Source organism: Caproiciproducens sp. MSJ-32 (genome assembly GCF_018918055.1).
Classification (GTDB): domain Bacteria; phylum Bacillota; class Clostridia; order Clostridiales; family Clostridiaceae; genus Clostridium.
This window is the reverse complement of the sequence record NZ_JAHLPS010000060.1, coordinates 20,350-40,370: the sequence shown is the minus strand read 5'-3', so window position 1 is coordinate 40,370 and position 20,021 is coordinate 20,350. Positions and strand designations below refer to the sequence as shown.

The 20,021-nt window shown below is 31.6% G+C and carries 16 protein-coding genes, 2 pseudogenes and 1 riboswitch; of the genes and pseudogenes, 1 reads left to right on the top strand and 17 read right to left on the bottom strand.

Annotation, left to right across the window (positions count from 1 at the left end; all coding sequences use genetic code 11):
- Window positions 1-5: 5 nt before the first annotated feature.
- Both thiE and thiM read right to left on the bottom strand, forming a co-directional pair.
- Window positions 6-665 carry a thiamine phosphate synthase gene (thiE, locus tag KQI16_RS07120; RefSeq protein WP_286172937.1) on the bottom strand — a complete coding sequence of 220 codons (660 nt, stop codon included), beginning with the start codon at window positions 663-665 and terminating at the stop codon, window positions 6-8.
- Window positions 637-1,461, bottom strand: coding sequence for a hydroxyethylthiazole kinase (gene thiM / locus KQI16_RS07115; protein WP_216433135.1), 825 nt, complete (start codon window positions 1,459-1,461; stop codon window positions 637-639). The genes thiE and thiM overlap by 29 nt, the downstream gene beginning before the upstream one ends.
- A gap of 71 nt (window positions 1,462-1,532) precedes the next feature.
- Window positions 1,533-1,640, bottom strand: a riboswitch (TPP riboswitch).
- A 169-nt stretch (window positions 1,641-1,809) separates the two neighbouring features.
- Between thiM and KQI16_RS07110 the strand changes: the two genes are divergently transcribed.
- The gene (locus KQI16_RS07110; RefSeq protein WP_216433133.1) at window positions 1,810-2,487 is read left to right on the top strand and encodes a hypothetical protein; all 678 of its coding nucleotides are present in this window, start codon (window positions 1,810-1,812) and stop codon (window positions 2,485-2,487) included.
- Window positions 2,488-2,760: 273 nt separating this feature from the next.
- On the opposite strand, the gene KQI16_RS07105 is transcribed toward KQI16_RS07110, so the two are convergent.
- The 15 genes and pseudogenes from KQI16_RS07105 to gap all read right to left on the bottom strand — a co-directional run bounded on the left by KQI16_RS07105 (window position 2,761) and on the right by gap (window position 19,995).
- Entirely contained in the window at window positions 2,761-3,156 is a 396-nt protein-coding gene (locus tag KQI16_RS07105) for an RrF2 family transcriptional regulator (RefSeq protein WP_216433131.1), read from the bottom strand.
- A gap of 96 nt (window positions 3,157-3,252) precedes the next feature.
- A complete protein-coding gene (gene gltA / locus KQI16_RS07100; RefSeq protein ID WP_216433129.1) occupies window positions 3,253-4,641 on the bottom strand; it encodes an NADPH-dependent glutamate synthase in 1,389 nt (462 codons plus the stop codon).
- A gap of 2 nt (window positions 4,642-4,643) precedes the next feature.
- The gene (locus tag KQI16_RS07095) at window positions 4,644-5,531 is read right to left on the bottom strand and encodes a sulfide/dihydroorotate dehydrogenase-like FAD/NAD-binding protein (protein ID WP_216433127.1); all 888 of its coding nucleotides are present in this window, start codon (window positions 5,529-5,531) and stop codon (window positions 4,644-4,646) included.
- 160 nt (window positions 5,532-5,691) lie between these two features.
- Window positions 5,692-6,858 carry an iron-containing alcohol dehydrogenase gene (locus KQI16_RS07090; protein ID WP_216433125.1) on the bottom strand — a complete coding sequence of 389 codons (1,167 nt, stop codon included), beginning with the start codon at window positions 6,856-6,858 and terminating at the stop codon, window positions 5,692-5,694.
- Window positions 6,859-7,067: 209 nt separating this feature from the next.
- Window positions 7,068-8,042, bottom strand: a pseudogene (locus KQI16_RS07085) (sigma-54 interaction domain-containing protein); the annotation flags it as partial.
- A 290-nt stretch (window positions 8,043-8,332) separates the two neighbouring features.
- Complete coding sequence (gene smpB, locus KQI16_RS07080; RefSeq protein ID WP_216433121.1) at window positions 8,333-8,803, bottom strand: SsrA-binding protein SmpB; 471 nt, start codon at window positions 8,801-8,803, stop codon at window positions 8,333-8,335.
- A gap of 137 nt (window positions 8,804-8,940) precedes the next feature.
- A complete protein-coding gene (gene rnr, locus KQI16_RS07075) occupies window positions 8,941-11,220 on the bottom strand; it encodes a ribonuclease R (RefSeq protein ID WP_216433118.1) in 2,280 nt (759 codons plus the stop codon).
- A gap of 60 nt (window positions 11,221-11,280) precedes the next feature.
- Window positions 11,281-11,661 (bottom strand): annotated as a pseudogene (locus tag KQI16_RS07070) (PH domain-containing protein).
- Between the two features lie 61 nt (window positions 11,662-11,722).
- Window positions 11,723-11,953 carry a preprotein translocase subunit SecG gene (gene secG, locus KQI16_RS07065; protein ID WP_216433116.1) on the bottom strand — a complete coding sequence of 77 codons (231 nt, stop codon included), beginning with the start codon at window positions 11,951-11,953 and terminating at the stop codon, window positions 11,723-11,725.
- Between the two features lie 183 nt (window positions 11,954-12,136).
- Entirely contained in the window at window positions 12,137-13,432 is a 1,296-nt protein-coding gene (gene eno, locus KQI16_RS07060) for a phosphopyruvate hydratase (protein ID WP_216433114.1), read from the bottom strand.
- Window positions 13,433-13,740: 308 nt separating this feature from the next.
- Window positions 13,741-14,331 (bottom strand): protein kinase, encoded by a 591-nt coding sequence (locus tag KQI16_RS07055; RefSeq protein WP_216433112.1) that lies wholly within the window; start codon window positions 14,329-14,331, stop codon window positions 13,741-13,743.
- 743 nt (window positions 14,332-15,074) lie between these two features.
- Window positions 15,075-16,601, bottom strand: coding sequence for a 2,3-bisphosphoglycerate-independent phosphoglycerate mutase (gene gpmI, locus KQI16_RS07045; RefSeq protein WP_216433110.1), 1,527 nt, complete (start codon window positions 16,599-16,601; stop codon window positions 15,075-15,077).
- 287 nt (window positions 16,602-16,888) lie between these two features.
- Window positions 16,889-17,635 carry a triose-phosphate isomerase gene (gene tpiA, locus KQI16_RS07040; RefSeq protein WP_216433108.1) on the bottom strand — a complete coding sequence of 249 codons (747 nt, stop codon included), beginning with the start codon at window positions 17,633-17,635 and terminating at the stop codon, window positions 16,889-16,891.
- A 57-nt stretch (window positions 17,636-17,692) separates the two neighbouring features.
- Window positions 17,693-18,871 (bottom strand): phosphoglycerate kinase, encoded by a 1,179-nt coding sequence (locus KQI16_RS07035; RefSeq protein WP_216433106.1) that lies wholly within the window; start codon window positions 18,869-18,871, stop codon window positions 17,693-17,695.
- A gap of 122 nt (window positions 18,872-18,993) precedes the next feature.
- Window positions 18,994-19,995 carry a type I glyceraldehyde-3-phosphate dehydrogenase gene (gene gap, locus KQI16_RS07030; RefSeq protein ID WP_216433104.1) on the bottom strand — a complete coding sequence of 334 codons (1,002 nt, stop codon included), beginning with the start codon at window positions 19,993-19,995 and terminating at the stop codon, window positions 18,994-18,996.
- Window positions 19,996-20,021: the final 26 nt, after the last annotated feature.

The window sequence follows — 20,021 nt, the reverse complement described above, 5'->3', positions numbered from 1 at the left end:
AAATATTATTTTGATGAGACCATTTCTTTTGAAAGTTTAAGAAGATTTTCTGTTGCTTCCTTAATATTTTTTTGAGCAAATATAGCTGAAACAACTGAAATCCCATCAATTCCACTACCTTTAAGCTCCATAATATTATTAGCTCCTATACCGCCAATAGCCACTACTGGAATGCTTACAGCTTCACAAATTTTTTTTAGTTCTTCATAACTGACATAATCAGCATCTTCCTTTGTAGAGGTAGGAAATACTGCCCCAACGCCTAGGTAATCTGCTCCCTGCTTTTCAGCCAATATAGCTTGTTCTAAATTTACAGCTGATATTCCAATTATCTTATTATCTCCTAGCATTTTACGTGCTTCAATTGGACTCATATCATCCTGCCCTAGATGAACACCATCGGCATCACAAGCTAAAGCCACATCTACATTATCATTAATTACAAAAGGAACCATATATTCTTTACAAAGTTCTTTTATTTCATTTGCCTCTGCTAAAAATTCATCAAAGGGTAAATTTTTCTCCCTTAATTGTATAAAGCTTGCTCCACCTTCCAAGGCCTCTCTTACCACCATAGAAAGACTTTTAGCTCCAAGCCAGGCTCTATCAGTTACAGCATAGAGAAGCATTGACTTTCTATCTAACTTCAACTTTTGCAGCTTCATCTAATTTTTCACCCCTTAATTTATAAATCTCATCTATAAGATAATTTCTATAAGTTGAATTTCCTGCATTATTTTCTTCAAGCTTTTTATATGCAAGTTCTCCACATAGTCCCATAGCCGCAACAGCAGCTGCTGTTGCTTCTAAATTTTTCCCTTGATTAGCTGTTATATATGCAGTTATCAATGCAGTTAACATACAGCCGCTTCCTGTAATCATAGACATCATTGGATGACCATTTCTAATTATATAAGCCTTTTCAGCATCACAAACTATATCTATAGCTCCTGTAATTGCAATTATAGCCTTTGTTTCTCTTGCAAAATTCTTAGCAAATTTCATCACATCAGCAATGTTTTCTTCAGTAACTGCATCTGCAATATCTGCATCTACTCCCTTAGTCCTTCCACTCCCTAAGGCTAAAGTTTTTATTTCAGAAATATTTCCACGAATAACTGTAAACTTTACCTTCTCTATTAATTCCTTAGCTGTATTTGTACGAAGAGTTGAAGCTCCTGCCCCAACTGGATCTAAAACAACCGGATGATTTAACTCATTTGCTTTCTTCCCAGCCAAAAACATTGCTGGAATAGTATTTTTATTTAAAGTTCCAATGTTAATATCTAAGCCGCCGCAAATTGAAGTTATTTCCTCTACTTCTGAACTATCATCAGCCATAATTGGAGATCCTCCACAAGCAAGTAAAATATTTGCACAGTCATTTACTGTTACATAATTTGTTATACAGTGGACAAGGGGTCTTTTTTCTCTAAGATTTTTAAGCATTTCACTAAACATATACATACCTCCTAATATTTCTGAAAATTTAAAAAAGCGGGAAAAACCCTTAGGTATTTCCCGCATAATAAGCACTATAAACTAACACTTCCTACGTTGGCATTACCCAAATCAGGTTTAAGGGTCGAAGTTTGATTACTTCCTCTCAGCCTGCTACACAAGCTCCCCTGTGAGATATTCAATTTTAATTTTAATATATCATAATAGAAAATTCTTGTAAACACTCTTCATAATCTAAACTTCATAAACTTCCAACAAATGTAATGGGGTCAGACCCCAAACATTTTTTCTAATATTTTATTTTTTAATGTGCATACTAGAAATAGTAACTTTTATAGGAGGTTAACTATGAAAAAGGATAATGATTATAATAAAATAATTTATTCAGGAATTTATAATTTAATCTCAATCTTTTTGGTAACATTATTTTTTATATCTATAGCAAATACTTCTAATAATAAATATGTAAATAATATTATAAATTCAGAAAATACCTTAAATGTTGGAAGTTTTATAACAGATACAACAGCTGAAGTTTCTGATGAGAATTTAATTCTTTCTTACTTAAGAAATCTATACACAATACGTAATAAATCCTTTATTACTGGAAATGTGGAAGAACTTTATAAATTTTATGATATTTCCAATAATTTTGGAGCTTATTCCTTAGAATATGAATTTAAAAGAATCGCCTTTTTAAGAGATTGGGCTAATACAAAGGATGTTAAAATTTTTAATATTTCCTCAACTCCAAAAATAACTTCATTGAAAAAAGGCAATAATATTTATCAGCTTGTATTAACAGAAAGCTTTTCCTTTGATTACGCTTATAATAAAAAGCCTGAAGAAATCAAAAATTTTACTGCTGATTTAGTACATAATCTTGAATTAGAAAAAGTTAATGATAGCTTTATAATCACAAAAGATTATTATGAATGCGCCTTTAATTCTGGATTAGACAAATATAAATTTAACTTAACAGAAAAAAGCATACCCTTAACGAATGTGAAAAGCACAAAGCTTTAGAATAAAACAAAGATTTATTCGGTGCACAGTTAATAGTAGATAATTGAAAATTAAGGAAATAATTCAAACCTAAATGAACTATAAAAAAAAAATAAGCAGCTTGGTAAATAACATTGCTGCTTATTTTTGCTCTTATACTTATTAATTTTCAAAGATTAAAATAAATCTACATTATAAAAATCAACCCTAATTTAAATTGTGTAGTTTTTTAACCACTAATAATCAACCTTAATTGTATAAAATATAATTATATATTATGCTGAATTGAACTTGCTATAGCAAATCCTTAAGTGTATATTTTGAGAACTCATCTAAAAATTTATTTAAAGAGGATCTCATAATTCCCTTAAGTTTACAGCCTCCATCAATATATGGACAGACTTCCTTTTTACTAAAGCACTCTGCAATATTTAAGTTATCTTCAGTTATTTTTAGAACCTCTCCTAAGTTAATTTCTTCTGGTTCTAAACCTAACTTTAATCCTCCTGATCTTCCCTTCATAGAAACTATATATTCAGTTTTAGCTAGCTTATGAATTATTTTCTTTAAGTGATGTTCTGATATATCTAATTCCTTTGATAATTCTTCAACTGTACATATTTTATCTCTATGATTTGCCAAATATAATAATGATCTAAAGGAGTAATCAGTAAATTTTGATAAATACATATTTATTCCCTTCTTTCGCCCGAACCATTTTACTGCATATATTGCTTAATTTTCTACTATTTTTTCAATTTTCTACTATTTGTTAATATAATTCTACTACTTGCTTAAGTAATTATCAATTGCCTGAGCAGCCTTTTTACCAGCTCCCATAGCTAAAATTACTGTTGCAGCTCCTGTAACAGCATCACCTCCTGCATAAACACCTTCTTTAGTTGTACGACCATCTTCATCTGCTATAATGCATTTCCATTTATTTGTCTCAAGACCCTTTGTTGTTGAAGATATTAATGGATTTGGAGATGTTCCTAGGGACATTATTACTGTATCAACATCCATAACGTACTCTGACCCCTCAATAGGAACTGGTCTTCTTCTTCCTGATTCATCTGGTTCTGTTAATTCCATTTTAACAACCTTCATTCCCTTTACCCATCCATTTTCATCTACTAAAATTTCTGTTGGGTTTGTTAATAAATCAAATATTACCCCCTCTTCTTTAGCATGGTGAACTTCTTCAACTCTCGCTGGAAGCTCTGCTTCACTTCTTCTATATACTATGTGGGTTTCTGCTCCAAGTCTTAAAGCAGTTCTTGCTGCATCCATGGCAACATTTCCTCCACCAATTACAGCTACTTTCTTACCTATTTTTACAGGAGTATAATATCCTTCTTTATAAGATTTCATAAGATTTACTCTTGTTAAAATTTCATTAGCAGAGAAAACTCCATTTGCAGTTTCTCCCTTAATACCCATAAACTTTGGAAGACCTGCCCCTGATCCTATGAAAACTGCATCAAAGCCTTCATCTTCCATAAGCTGATCTATTGTTACAGTTTTCCCTATAACAACATTAGTTTCAATCTTTACACCTAATTTCTTTATATTATCTATTTCATATTTTACTACTTCGTCCTTTGGTAACCTAAATTCTGGAATACCATATACTAATACTCCACCTGGTTCATGTAATGCTTCAAATATTGTTACATCATAACCTTTTTTAGCTAATTCTCCTGCACAAGTTAATCCAGCAGGGCCACTTCCAATAACTGCAACCTTCTTATTTTTAGGCTCTTCCTTGAAGGTTAACTCTATATCATGAGTTCTAGACCAGTCAGCAGTAAATCTCTCTAATTTTCCTATAGAAACCGGCTCACCTTTTATTCCTAATACACATTTTCCTTCACATTGAGTTTCTTGTGGACATACTCTACCACATACAGCAGGAAGGGAACTATACTTTGCAATTTCTCTTGCAGCTTCTTCAAACTTTCTTTCTTTTAAGTAGTTAATAAAGGCTGGTATATTTATTGAAACAGGACATCCATCTACACATTTTGGCTTTTTGCAATTTAAGCATCTTGAAGCCTCCATTACGGCTTCTTCTTCAGTATAACCTAGGCAAACTTCATCAAAATTCTTTATTCTAACTTCTGCTGCTAGTTCAGCAACAGGTACTCTTTTCATTCTATCTACTTTTTCCATAACTACTCCTCCTTGCATCCACATCCGCCATGATTATGGGTATCCCCTTCTTCTAGTTTTAATAATGCTCTACCTTCTTCAGTTTTATATAAAGCTTGTCTTCTCATTGATTCATCAAAATCTATTAAATGACCGTCAAATTCCGGTCCATCAACACAGGCAAATTTTACTTCTCCACCAACAGTAACTCTGCATGCTCCACACATTCCAGTACCATCTACCATAATTGGATTTAAGCTTACTGTTGTCTTTATGTTTAATTCCTTAGTTAAAAGGGAAGCATATTTCATCATTATCATTGGCCCAATTATTACAGCGTGGTCATAATCTTTTCCTTCTTCAGTTACTAAGTGTTTTAGAAGTTGTGTTACGTTTCCATGGAAGCCATAACTTCCATCATCTGTAGATATATATAAATTTTTTGCTACTTCTCTCATTTCATCTTCTAAAATTAATAAGTCCTTTGTTCTGCTGCCTATGATAACATCTACATCTATATTGTGTTCTTTCATCCATTTTACTTGTGGATATACAGGCGCAGCTCCAACTCCACCAGCTATAAAAATTATGTTTTTCTTTTTAAGATTTTCTAAGTCTTCTGAGATAAATTCGCTTGGAACTCCTAATGGTCCAACAAAATCTAATACATAATCCCCCTCATTATATGTTGCTAATTCCCTTGTTGCTCTGCCTACTGCTTGGAAAACTATTGTTACTGTTCCCTTTTCCCTATCATAATCAGCAATTGTTAAAGGTACTCTTTCTCCCCTCTCGTCATTCTTAATTATAATAAATTGTCCAGGCTGGCATGACTTGGCTACTCTTTTTGCCTCTATATCCATAAGATATATGTTGTCTGTAAGTTCCCTCTTCCTAACTATTTTGTACATAATGTTCCCCCTCACATTTTTTATACCTCAATTCTATCATTTATCACCTATTTATACAATAATTTGTAAAATTGTAATCTGATTATTATACTTTATCCAAAAAAGATTACCTTTTATATTTATTAAGGTAATCTTTTTTGGAACTTGTAACTACACTAAACTAAAAATCAACCTTGTGTCCATAATAAACACATTCAAATAATTTCTTCATTGTTTCAGGGTCAATTGATCTTGGATTTGAACCTGTACAAGCATCACCAACAGCATTCTTTGAAATATAATCTAAATTCTTCTTAAAGTATTCTTCTTCTACTCCATATTCTTTTAATGTATGTGGTATATTAAGTTTTGTATTTAAGTCATTAATCATGTTTACTAATGCATCTGTTAATTCTTCATCTGTTTTTCCTTCTAAATGTAGAGCTCTTGCAATGTCAGCGTATCTATCTAAAGCTTCTTTTTTGTTATATTGAATTACATAAGGAAGATATATTGCATTTGCACATCCATGAGGAATATCAAATACTGCTCCAGTCTTATGTGCCATTGAATGAACTATTCCTAAAAGCGCATTAGAGAAAGCCATTCCAGCTAAACATTGAGCTTCATGCATTTCATTTCTTGCATTTTTATCTCCTTCATAAGAATTAACTAGATTTGCTGCTATCATTTGTATTGCCTTAATTGCTAATGGATCTGAGAAATTTGATCTAAGTGATGCAGTATATGCTTCTATTGCATGAGTTAAAGCATCCATTCCAGTGTGAGCTGTTAGTGTCTTTGGCATAGTTTGTGCAAGTTCAGGATCTATAATTGCTATATCAGGAGTTATATTAAAATCCGCTATAGGATATTTAATTTTTGCTTTATAATCAGTAATAACTGAAAAGGCAGTAACTTCTGTAGCTGTACCACTTGTAGATGGTATTGCTATAAATCTAGCTTTTTTTCTTAACTCTGGAAGCCCAAAAGGTACAACTGCTTCTTCAAATGTGAAATCTTCATATTCATAGAATATCCACATTGCCTTAGCTGCATCTATTGGTGAACCTCCTCCAATTGAAACTATCCAATCAGGGTTGAATTTTCTCATTGCCTCAGCCCCCTTCATAACAGTTTCCACTGATGGATCTGGTTCAACTCCTTCAAAAATTTCAACTTCCATTCCTGCTTCCTTTAGATAAGCTTCAACTTTATCTAAGAAGCCAAATCTTTTCATTGAACCGCCGCCAACTACTATCATTGCTCTTTTTCCTTTTATTGTTTTTAATACTTCTAGAGCTCCTTCTCCATGATAAATGTCTCTTGGTAATGTAAATCTTGCCATAAAAACCCCTCCAATTAATATATTAATTTTAAGTCAATATATGATAAAGCAAAATCCATGCCAAAATGGTTATTTTTTTAACAATTACTGTTTTAATAGATTTACATTTTTTTATTATTATAAAGATTTATTTGTGTACTAAAATCTAACAAATATTCATTTAAATTTCCGTATTAAATTAGGACACTGTATTGTTTTAGTACATTTAATTATATTGTGTTTTCAATATGGATATTATATTTTTTTATTTTTAAATATAAGGTATTTCTACTTATCCCTAAAGATTTTGCTGCTTTTGTAAGATTATAATTATGATAATCTAAGGCTTTTTTTATTGTACTTTCTTCTACCTTTTTTAAGTTAAATTCATTCATTCTCTTATAAAGCAAGTACTTTCTGCACTTATCCTTTTTGCAGTACTCCATTTTTTCCTCTTCATTAAATAGTTTAATTGACATTTTACCATCTAAATTAACTATGTTTTCTATAATATTCTCAAGCTCCCTTACATTACCCGGCCAGCTATAGTTTAATAGCTTATCTAATAATTCCTTATCTAATTCTCTATAGGGCTTATTAAGCTTTTTTGATTTTTCTATCAAAAAGTATTCTATTAGCTCCAATATATCTTCTTTCCTATCTCTTAGCGGCGGTATTACTACAGGTATTACGCATAACCTATAATATAAATCATCTCTAAATTTACCTCTTCTAACTTCTTCTTTTAAATTTTTATTAGTTGCTGCAATTACTCTCATATTTACTGGAATTTCTTTATTTCCACCAATTCTAATAACTTTTTCTTCTTGAAGTACCCTAAGGAGCTTTACCTGCATATCAAAAGGCATGTCCCCTATTTCATCTAGAAATAAGGTACCGTTATTTGCTAACTCTATTTTTCCAATAGATCCACCCTTTCTGCTTCCTGTAAAGGCCCCTTCTTCATAACCAAACAGTTCACTTTCTATTAAATTTTTAGGAATTGCACCGCAGTTAATTGCAACAAATTTATTATTTCTTCTATTGCTGTAATTGTGAATTGCTTTAGCTAATACCTCCTTACCTGTACCACTCTCTCCCTCAATTAATATAGTAGAAGGGCTATTAGCCACCTTTTTGCAATTATTAATTATATTCTTCATTTCTTCGCTTTTACAAATGATATTATCAAAATCATAACCTGCCATAGCTATCACACTTACCCTTAGATTTTTTTCTATAATATAATTCTACATCAAGATTGATAATTTTTCTACAATTAAAAAGTATATGTTATAAACTTTATAAAATATTTACAATGTAAATAAAAAAATTGGCAGCAATAGAGAATATTATTTAAATCTTTATTGCTACCAATTAAATTATCTTTATCTTAATCTGAAACCTGAAAACTAAGCACCCATTTCAAACTCCACACTCCAAACTCCACACTCCAAACTGCAAACTCCACACTGCTCGTGGCTAAAGCCTGTAATTAGTATTTGTTTGCGTTTTTCATTTCCCTTTCCATATCTCTCTTATGAGCCTTTTCAAGAAGAGCATCTCTCTTATCGTAATTTTTCTTACCTCTACATAATCCAAGAGCAACCTTTACCTTGCCATTTTTTAAGTAAAGAGATAAGGGAATTAATGTATATCCTTGTTGTGACACTAGACCTGCAAATCTAGCTATTTCTCTTTTGTGAAGAAGAAGTTTTCTTGGCCTTAATGGATCTACATTAAATATATTTCCTTGTTCATAAGGGCTGATATGCATACCTAATAATATTATTTCACCATTAGATACATCTGCATAGGCTTCCTTCAAATTACATTTACCTGCCCTAATTGATTTTACTTCCGTCCCAACTAAAGCTATACCTGCCTCTATTGTTTCTTCTACAAAATAATCATGTCTAGCTTTTCTATTTTCAGCTAAAGTATTACTATTCTTCTTTCTAACCAAAGTATATCACCACTCTACTTTATATATTTTCTAAAACTTTAAGGCTATATTTTAAATTATACACAATAGTTAATTTAAAATATAGCCTTTTTTTCTAGTATATCAGAATCAGACAAAATAAGCTAATACCTATTGTCTTATTCAACCCTTAATTCATTTAATATTTCTTCTTTTATTTCTTCCTTAATTTCTTCTAATAATTCATTTTTAATAATTGATAGAAGTTCTTCTTTTATTTCCTTCTTTACTTCATCAATACTATTATTTACCTCTATCTCTTTATTTTCCTCATCACTGCTTTCGCCATCTACCAAATCAAAATATATTTCCCTATTATCTATATCTACCTTTGAACATCTTACTCTTACTTCATCTCCAAGCCTATAAACCTTCTTGCTGCTTTCTCCAATTAAACATAGATGATCTTCATCATAGATATAATAATCATCATCTAGGGAAGTTACATGCACAAGTCCTTCTATAGTATTTGGAAGTTCTACAAATAAGCCAAAGGAAGTAACTGAGGATATAATTCCTTGGAATTCCTCTCCAATTCTTTCCTGCATATATTCTGCTTTCTTTAAATCATCCACTTCCCTTTCTGCATCCTGTGCTACTCTTTCCATTTCAGATGATTGTCTTGCTGCTACTTCTACTATATCTATAAGCTTCTTTTGCCTTGATTCACTTAATCTTCCATTTAAATATTCCTTAATTATTCTGTGAATTTGAAGGTCTGGATATCTTCTTATTGGTGAAGTAAAGTGACAGTAATACTTAGCTGCAAGACCAAAGTGTCCAACGCATTGTGGAGAATATTTTGCCTGCATCATAGATCTTAATAATAAGGTGCTTACAACTTTTTCTTCCTTCTTTCCTTCAACTGCATTTAAGATTTCTTGTAGATCCTTTGGCTCTGTTTCTTCTCCGCCTTTCATTTTATAACCTAGATTATATACAAATTCCCTAAACTTTGCTAGCTTTTCTTCGTCTGGTTCTTCGTGAATTCTATATACAAATGGAATCTGTTGATTAAACATATGCTCAGCTATTGTTTCATTGCAAACAAGCATAAATTCTTCTATTATTCTATTGGCAATTCCTCTTTCATAAGGCTTTATTTCTATAGGTTTACCATTTTCATCAAGAATTATCTTTGATTCTTCAAAATCAAAGTCTACTGCTCCCCTTCTCATTCTTCTTGCATTTAAAATTTTGCAGAGCTCTTCCATTGCCCTAAAGTCATCTACTAGATAATCATATTTTTCCATTAATTCTGGATCATTTTCTTCTAAGATTTTTGTAACATCTGTGTAAGTCATTCTTTCATTTGTTCTAATTACACTTTCTACTATTTCATGTTCAAGAACATTCCCCTTACTGTCAATGGTCATAAAACAACTTAAAGCTAATCTATCTACTTTTGGATTTAAAGAGCAAATTCCATTTGACAGTTTTTTAGGAAGCATAGGAATAACTCTATCAATTAAATATACTGAAGTTCCTCTTTTTAAAGCTTCCTTATCTAATGGATTTTTTTCACGTACATAGTGGCTTACATCAGCAATATGAACTCCTAGTCTATATTTACCACCATCTAATCTTGTTATGGAAACAGCATCATCTAAGTCCTTTGCATCTTCGCCATCTATTGTTACCATTCTGACTTCTCTTAAATCTTTTCTTCTTCTATATTCCTCTTCATCTATTTCCTCAGGAATTCCTTCTGCATAATTTAATACCTTTTGAGGGAATTCTTCTGGAAGACCATATTTCTTGATTATTGTTAATATATCTAAGCCCTTATCTCCCTTTTTACCTAAAATTTCTTTAATTACTCCTTCTGGACTTTTTCTTTTTTCTGCCCATTTTGTAATTTCACAAATAACTAAATCTCCAGTCTTTGCTCCATTTTTATCCTTCTTAGATATAAATATATCTGAATTTAATCTTGGATCTTCAGGAACAACAAAACCAAAGTTTTGACTATCTTCATATACCCCAATTATTTCATTATTTGTTCTTTCTATAACCTCTACAACTTCCCCTTCTCGTTTCTTGCCATTTTTATCTTCTTTAGTGATTTCAACTAGAACAACATCCCCATTCATTGCCCCATTTAAGGCTGAGCCAGGTATAAAAACATCCTTTTCTCCTTCCAATTCTGGAAGCAGGAAGGCAAAGCCCTTTTGATGAACTTGAAGAGTTCCTCTTATAAGTCCGAGTCTTTCAGGAACTCCATACTTTTCTTTCTTTGTCCTAATTATTAAACCTTCTTTTTCCATGCTTTTTAAAACTCTCTTGAAGGCTTTAAATTCTGACGGATTTATATTAAATATAGACGCTAATTCTTGAATATCCATAGGTCTATATGCTTCTTCCCTCATAAAACTTAACAAGGTTTGTTTTATTCCCATTATCCTTATTCCTCCGTTCATAATGTACATCCTACATTAATTTTGACTTTTAAGTTTTTTCTATTTGCCTAAGCAGTATTCTGCTAGTACTTTTTGTAAATCATAAATATTTACTGAAGTATTAAAATTCTTTGTAATTGGCAAGGCTGTACCTGATATCCATATCTTTAGTTCTGCATCTAAATCAAAATTTCCGTTTGTTTCTATGCTGAAATGAGTTATTGAACTATAAGGAATTGAATGATATTCTGTCTTTTTACCTGTTACTCCCTGTTTATCAACTAAGATCAATCTTTTGTTTGTAAAAATATATAAGTCTCTTACTATCTTCTAAGCTTTTTCAATTCTCTCATCCTTAGTTAATAATCTCTCATATTCCTTATTTAGGTTTTCTATGTTTACTTCAGAAGCATTTCCTATTAAACCGTCTAATATTCCCATAACATCATCTCCTAGCTTTATAATAAAAGGGCTACTAAAATATAAGCAGCCCCCTTATCTATTATATTATATTTAACGCTAAAGTATTAATAGCAAATAAAGCCATAGCTATAATTGTAACTTTTAATAAAAATGCTTCTCTTGTTCTAACCTTATTTTTTGAAAAGAATGTTTCTGTTTTACTTCCTTGAATTAAACCGCTTAAGGCATCTGATTTACTTGGTTGTAATAATACTGATACTATAACTATAATTCCAAGAATAATTTGTAATACTAATAGAAAAGTTTTCATACTTCTACCTCCTATGGTAAGTCAACGCTCATATTTACATAAAGTTATATTAACACACTTAGACACTAGCTGTCAATTGACAGTTAGCAATTTACAGGTAAGAATTAACAGTTATAAACTAAGAAAGACTGCTGCACAGTATAGTTTGTGCAGCAGTCTTATATACTAAACTATTATATTGTACTATTTTTTAATGTTGAAGAATGCCTTTCTTCCTCTGTATTCAGCAACTTCATCTAATTCTTCTTCAATTCTTAATAATTGATTGTACTTAGCAACTCTTTCAGATCTTGCTGGAGCACCTGTCTTAATTTGTCCTGCATTTACAGCTACAACTAAGTCAGCAATTGTAGTATCTTCAGTTTCTCCTGATCTGTGAGAGATAACTGCAGTATATCCAGCTCTGTTAGCCATTTCTATAGCATTTAGAGTTTCTGTTAAAGTACCTATTTGATTTAACTTGATTAGGATTGAGTTTGCAACTCCTTTTTCTATACCTTTTTCTAATCTTTCAGTGTTAGTAACGAATAAGTCGTCACCTACTAATTGAACTTTCTTTCCTAATCTTTCAGTTAATAACTTCCAGCCTTCCCAATCTTCTTCAGCCATACCATCTTCGATTGAGATTATTGGATATTTGTCAACCCAAGCTTCTAAGAAGTCAACCATTTCAGCTGCAGTTAAAGTCTTTCCTTCATGTTCTAAAACATATTTTCCATCTTTATAGTATTCTGATGAAGCAGCATCTATAGCAATGAACATATCTTTTCCTGGTTCATATCCAGCCTTAGTTATAGCTTCTAAGATTACTTCGATAGCTTCTTCGTTTGACTTAAGGTCTGGAGCAAATCCACCTTCATCACCGATAGCTGTTGAATATCCTTTTTCAAGTAAAGTTTTCTTTAATGTATGGTAAACTTCAGCACACATTTGCATTGCATCGCTGAAAGTCTTAGCTCCAACAGGCATAATCATGAATTCTTGTAAATCTACTGAGTTATCAGCGTGAGATCCACCGTTGATTATGTTCATCATTGGCACTGGTAATACTTTTGCATTAACTCCGCCAACATATTGATATAAAGGTAAATTTAATGATTTAGCTGCTGCTTGAGCAACTGCTAGTGAAACCCCTAGTATAGCGTTAGCTCCTAAGTTTCCTTTATTGTGAGTTCCATCTAATTCGATAAGTAATTTGTCAATATATGTTTGATCATAAACATTTAATCCAATTAATTCTTCTGCTATTTTTTCATTAACATTTTGAACAGCCTTTAAAACACCTTTTCCAAGGTAAACATTTTTATCTCCATCTCTTAATTCAACTGCTTCGTACATACCAGTTGATGCTCCTGATGGAACAGCTGCTCTTCCTACAGTACCATCTTCTAAGTAAACTTCTACTTCTACTGTTGGGAAACATCTAGAGTCAAGTATTTGTCTTGCTACAACATCTACTATTTCACAATAATTTTTCATTATTTTTCCTCCTTAAATTTCGAACCTATTTATTTTATCTATACCTTAGTATTATTTCTTCACATTTTCTAAATATTCATAGCGAAGAATGTAAATACTAGGCTGTAGATATCAGAAAACTAATAATTAAAAAGGATTGTTAATTTTCTGTTTTAATTATACCACTTTCACCAATATTTACAATACGTAATTTTCTTATTTTAACTTAACTTCAAAAAATAATTATAATTTTGACAGACTTATTTTATCTTTTCGACATTGTTATTTTTTTATCATACTCAAACAAAAAAGAACCAATCCTTGGTTCTTTAAATTAATTTTTTGTTTTCTAAATAATGATTTATCTTTTTTTCCCATTCCTTAGCTATTTTTATATCTATAATTCTTATATCTTCTATGAAACTTTCTAAAACTTCAAGTTTATGCAATCCCTTCATCAAATGGCGAGGATAAGTTACCTTTTTACTAAAACACTGCTTTGGATCAATTACCATTATTTTATTATCATCTGTTATGTATAAATCTCTGCATCTTGCATCTAGCTTAGTAAATTTTAATCTCTTAAACTCCTTAAAGAGCTCATATAAATTTAATGATATTTCATAGCCGAAACCATGTTTTTTAATATAATGGTCTAATCTAATTCCATCTACCTTGTCTCTTACTATATAATAATCTCCCATCTTATGTAACTTAGGAAAATATGAAGAACTTCCTACTCTCTTAAGTATTTCTCCTTCCTCCTTACAGCATTTCTTTTCTTGAAATATCTTTACAGCCTTATTTTCGGGTAGTTCATATACAATTCCATTATGGCCTTCCCCTAAAAACTTTGCATCTCTGAAAAGCATTTCTGTCTCTTGATCAAAATCAGCTGAATATGAATATGTCCTAGGCATAAACTTCTCCCCTAAAAATACTATTATTATATATTATTAATTTATTAATCTAATAATGACAAATAAAAAAATAGAGTTAAGCTTAAAAAAATTTTAATCATAGCTAAAACCTATAGTATTAAAAATGCAAAAAGAAGATACACTCAAAATAGAATGTATCTTCTTAATTTCTAAATTTTATTCTTAAGAGTTGACAGCTAAAACTTAACTCCTAACTAAATTATTCTATAATTACTGATGCTGGATCAACTGTATCACCAAAGGCTGGTAATAATGTTGCATCATATGCTTCTCTAAAGAAACCTTCTTGTGTTAATTTAGTTATTTCTTCATCTAACCATTCTTTTAATTCAGTGTTACCCTTCTTAACTGCTGGGGCAATAACTGATTCATCTCCAAGGCTGTCTATATAAGTTGTAAATCCCTTATTTTCTCTAGCCCAAGCAAATAATAATGTATTATCATGAGCTAATGCTGCTCCTCTGCCATCTAATAAAGCATTGAAAGCTTCAGTATTTTGTTCATATCCTACTAATTCAATTTCTGGATAGTTCTTAGTAAAGAAAGCTTCTGCAGTTGTTCCCTTGTTAACTATAAGTTGTTTTCCTTTTAGATCATCTATTGATTTTATTGCTGCTCCATCTGGTCAAATCTTTTGATTTTCAAAATTTTTACCTATTATTTAACTAAAACAAAAAGACAGATTCTAATTGAATCTGTCTTTAATATTTATCAAAACAAGTTTACTTGCTTTCAATAAGTGTTTTTCCAGTCATTTCTGCTGGCACATCAAGTCCCATTCTATCTAAGATAGTTGGTGCTATATCAGCAAGTTTTCCTTCGTGTAATCCCTTACCTTCTGTATTGTTAGCTACCCAAAGGAATGGTACTGGATTAGTTGTATGAGCTGTATATGGATTTCCTGTTGAGAAATCTATCATTGTTTCTGAGTTACCATGATCTGCAGTAATAAATACTTCACCATCTTTTTCAAGAACCTTATTAACAATTTTCCCCAAACATTCATCTACAGCTTCTATAGCCTTTATAGCTGCTTCTACAACTCCTGTATGACCAACCATATCTGGGTTAGCAAAGTTTAATATAATCATATCATACTTATCTTGATCTAATCTCTTTAGTAATTCATCTGTTACTTCATATGCACTCATTTCTGGTTTTAAGTCATAAGTTGCAACCTTTGGTGATGGAATTAATGCTCTGTCTTCACCTGGATTTTCTTTTTCTACTCCACCATTGAAGAAGAATGTAACGTGTGCGTATTTTTCTGTTTCAGCAATTCTTAATTGATTCTTACCATGTTTAGAAACATATTCTCCTAATGTATTTGTAATACTTTCTGGTTTGTAAGCTATATGAACCCCTTCTAATGTCTTATCATATTGAGTCATTGTAACAAATGTTAGATTTAAAGTTTCTCTGTTAAATCCTGTAAAGACTTTATCGTTTATAGCTCTTGTTATTTCTCTAGCTCTATCTGGTCTAAAGTTGAAGAATATTACTGAATCTCCATCCTTAATCATTCCATTTTTATCAATAACAGTTGGTAAAACAAACTCATCAGTCTTATTATCTGCATAAGATCTTTCTATAGCTTCAACAGCTGAATTTGCTTCTTCTCCCTTTCCTAGAACCATTGCATTGTAAGCAAGTTCTACTCTTTCCCATCTGTTATCTCTATCCATTGCATAATATCTTCCTGAAATAGTAGCAAGCTTACCTAGGCCTATTTCCTTCATGTAGTTTTCAATTTCAATTATAAATTCTTTTCCTGATGTTGGTGGCACGTCTCTTCCATCCATGAAGCCATGTACATAAACATTTTGAATTCCTGCTTCTTTAGCTAACTTTAATAAGCCCTTTAAATGATCTATATGTGAGTGTACCCCCCCATTAGATAAAAGTCCCATTAAATGTAAAGATTTATTATTGTCTTTTACATTATTAATTGCAAGAGTTAAAGCTTCATTTTTGAAGAAGCCCCCTTCTTCTATTTCCTTAGTTATTCTAGTTAATTCTTGGTATATAACTCTACCAGCACCTATATTTAAATGACCAACTTCTGAGTTTCCCATTTGGCCATCAGGTAATCCAACAAATAATCCACTTGCTTGTAATTGTGTATGTGGGTATTTTGCAAATAAATTATCTAAGTTTGGTGTATTAGCTCTTCTTACAGCATTCCCATCTGATTCTGGAGCGATTCCAAATCCATCTAATATCATTAACATTACAGGTTTCTTAGCCATAATTACCTCCAAATTATTTAAATCAATTTCGACAATATATACTATTATCTTTCTTTTTATATAAACTTATTATACTATATTTAAAAAATATGCACAATAAAGCAATTTCTTGTTAAACCTTTTCTTTCTATAATTTTTATTAATTAATAATAATTTTTATTAATTAATAAAAATTTTTTATGAATAAAAAATCCAATTAATAATCCTATTTAATTTACACAAATTATAGACAATAAAATAACTCAGGAATAAATATTTATTGAAATTATCCTGAGTTATTTATATTATTAATAGTTAACTATTTGTGCAAAATCAGAAGCAACTAAGCTAGCTCCTCCAACTAAAGCTCCATCTATATCAGACATAGCCATTTGGTCTTTAATTGTATTTGGTTTTACTGATCCACCATATTGGATTCTAATCTTATCTGCAACTTCTTTTCCAAACATATCAGCTAATACATTTCTTATAGCCATTATTGTTTCATTAGCTTGTTCATTAGTAGCAGTTTTACCTGTTCCTATTGCCCAAATTGGTTCATAAGCAATTACTACTTTTTCAGCTAATTCCTTTGATAGCCCTTCTAAGTCTGCTCTTATTTGAGCTCCAACTACTTCGTTAGTTGTTCCATTTTCTCTTTGCTCTAAAGTTTCTCCACAGCAAAGAATTGGAGTTAAGTTATGAGCAAAAGCTGCTTTAACTTTCTTATTTAAAGCTTCATCAGTTTCATTGAAGTATTCTCTTCTTTCACTATGTCCTAATATAACATAGCTAACTCCCATAGCTTCTAACATTACAGGAGAAACTTCACCTGTGAAGGCTCCTTTTTCTTCAAAGTGCATATTTTGAGCAGCAACCTTAATATTTGATCCTTCTACTGCTTTTAATACAGCATCTAAACAAACAAAAGGCGGGCATACTACTACTTCACATGCAGCATCTTTTACTAATGGTTTTAATTCTTCTACTAATTTTACTGCTTCTGCTGGAGTGTAGTGCATTTTCCAGTTTCCAGCTATTATTGGTTTTCTCATTAAAAACCCTCCTTAATATCAGTTCTCATTATAAATCTTATCTTTTACCGATACTTCTTACTTATCGTTTAAAGCAACTATTCCTGGTAATTCTTTTCCTTCTAAGAATTCTAGAGAAGCTCCACCACCTGTTGAAATGTGAGTCATCTTATCTCCAAATCCTAAGATATTAACAGCTGCAGCTGAATCTCCTCCACCGATAACTGTTGTTGCATCTGCTTCTGCCATAGCTTTTGCTACTGCAATTGTTCCTTTATTGAAGTTTTCAAATTCGAATACCCCCATTGGTCCGTTCCATACAACAGTCTTAGCATCTTTAATAGCATCAGCATATAAAGCTTCTGTCTTTGGTCCGATATCTAATCCCATGTGTCCAGCAGGAATGTTTTGATCTTCAGTTACTATAGGTTCAACATCCTTAAATTCTGTTGCTACTCTGTGGTCTACTGGTAATAAGAATTTAACTCCCTTATCTTTAGCCTTTTGAATCATTTCTAAAGCATAGTCTAATCTATCTTCTTCAACTAATGAAGTTCCGATTTCATATCCTTGAGCCTTTAAGAATGTGTAAGCCATTCCTCCACCTATTATTAAAGTATCAACTTTATCTAATAAATTGTTAATAACAGCTATTTTATCTGAAACTTTAGCTCCGCCTAATATAGCAACAAATGGTCTAACTGGATTATTAACAGCATCTCCTAAGAACTTTAATTCTTTTTGAATTAAGTATCCGCATACTGCTGTGTCAACAAAATTAGTTACCCCAACAGTTGAGCAGTGAGCTCTGTGAGCTGTACCAAAAGCATCATTTACAAATATATCAGCTAAAGAAGCTAATTCTTTTGAGAATTCTTCAACATTCTTAGTTTCTTCTTTTCTGCATCTTGTATTTTCTAATAATACAACATCTCCGTCTTGCATCTTTTCTACAGCTGCTCTTGCATTAGCTCCAACAACTTCTTCATCTCTTGCAAATACAACTTCCTTATTTAACATTTCAGAAAGTCTTTTTGCAACTGGTTCTAATGATTTAGAGGCATCTTTACCTATGTGTGAGCAAAGGATTACTTTAGCACCATTTTCCATTAAGTATTTAATAGTTGGAAGTGCTCCATTTAATCTGTTTTCATCTGTTATAATGCCATCTTTTAGTGGTACGTTAAAATCGCATCTTACTAATACTCTTTTTCCTCTAACTTCGATATCTTCGATTGTCTTCTTATTGAAACCCATTAAAATTCACCTCTACAAAATTTTTTAGGTACTTGAAAAATAGTCTGGCTTTATAGCCTTATTACTACAAAACCAGACTTATTTACTTTAACATAAACAGTGTTTATGTAATTTACTTTAAATTACTTTAAGTTAGCGAAGTATCCTAAAGTTCTGATTAATTGGTTAGTGTATGACATTTCGTTATCATACCAAGCAGCAACTTTAACTAGTTGTTCTCCATTAACTTCCATTATCTTAGTTTGAGTAGCATCGAATAATGATCCAAATGACATTCCGATTACGTCAGTTGAAACTATTTCATCTTCAGTGTATCCGAATGATTCATTTGCAGCAGCCTTCATAGCAGCATTGATTTCTTCTACAGTTACTTTCTTATCTAAAGTACAAACTAATTCAGTTAATGAACCAGTTATAGTTGGAACTCTTTGAGCACCACCATCTAATTTTCCTGCTAATTCTGGAATAACTAGACCGATTGCTTTTGCTGCACCAGTAGAGTTTGGAATGATTGAAGCAGCAGCTGCTCTAGCTCTTCTTAAATCACCTTTTCTGTGTGGAGCATCTAATGTATTTTGATCGTTAGTGTAAGCGTGGATAGTTGTCATGAAACCTTTTTGTAATCCAAAGTTATCATTTAATACCTTAGCCATTGGTGCTAAGCAGTTTGTTGTACAAGAAGCACCTGAGATAACTGTATCTTCAGCCTTTAATACTTCATGGTTAACATTGTAAACTACTGTTGGTAAATCTTTTCCTGCTGGAGCTGAAATAACAACTTTCTTAGCTCCTGCTTGAATGTGAGCTGAAGCTTTTTCCTTTGAAGCAAAGAATCCAGTACATTCAAGAACGATGTCTACGTTTAATTCTTTCCATGGTAATTCAGCTGGGTTAGCATTTGCAGTAACTTTAATTTCTTTTCCGTTAACTACGAAAGCTCCTTCTTTAACTTCGATTTCTCCATCGAATCTTCCTTGAGCTGAATCATATTTGAATAGGTGAGCTAACATTTTAGCATCTGTTAAATCGTTGATTGCAACCACGTTAAATTCTGGGTTGTTAATCATTAATCTTAATGCTAATCTTCCTATTCTTCCAAAACCATTAATTGCTACATTTACCATTTGCAATTACCTCCTAAAAAATAGTT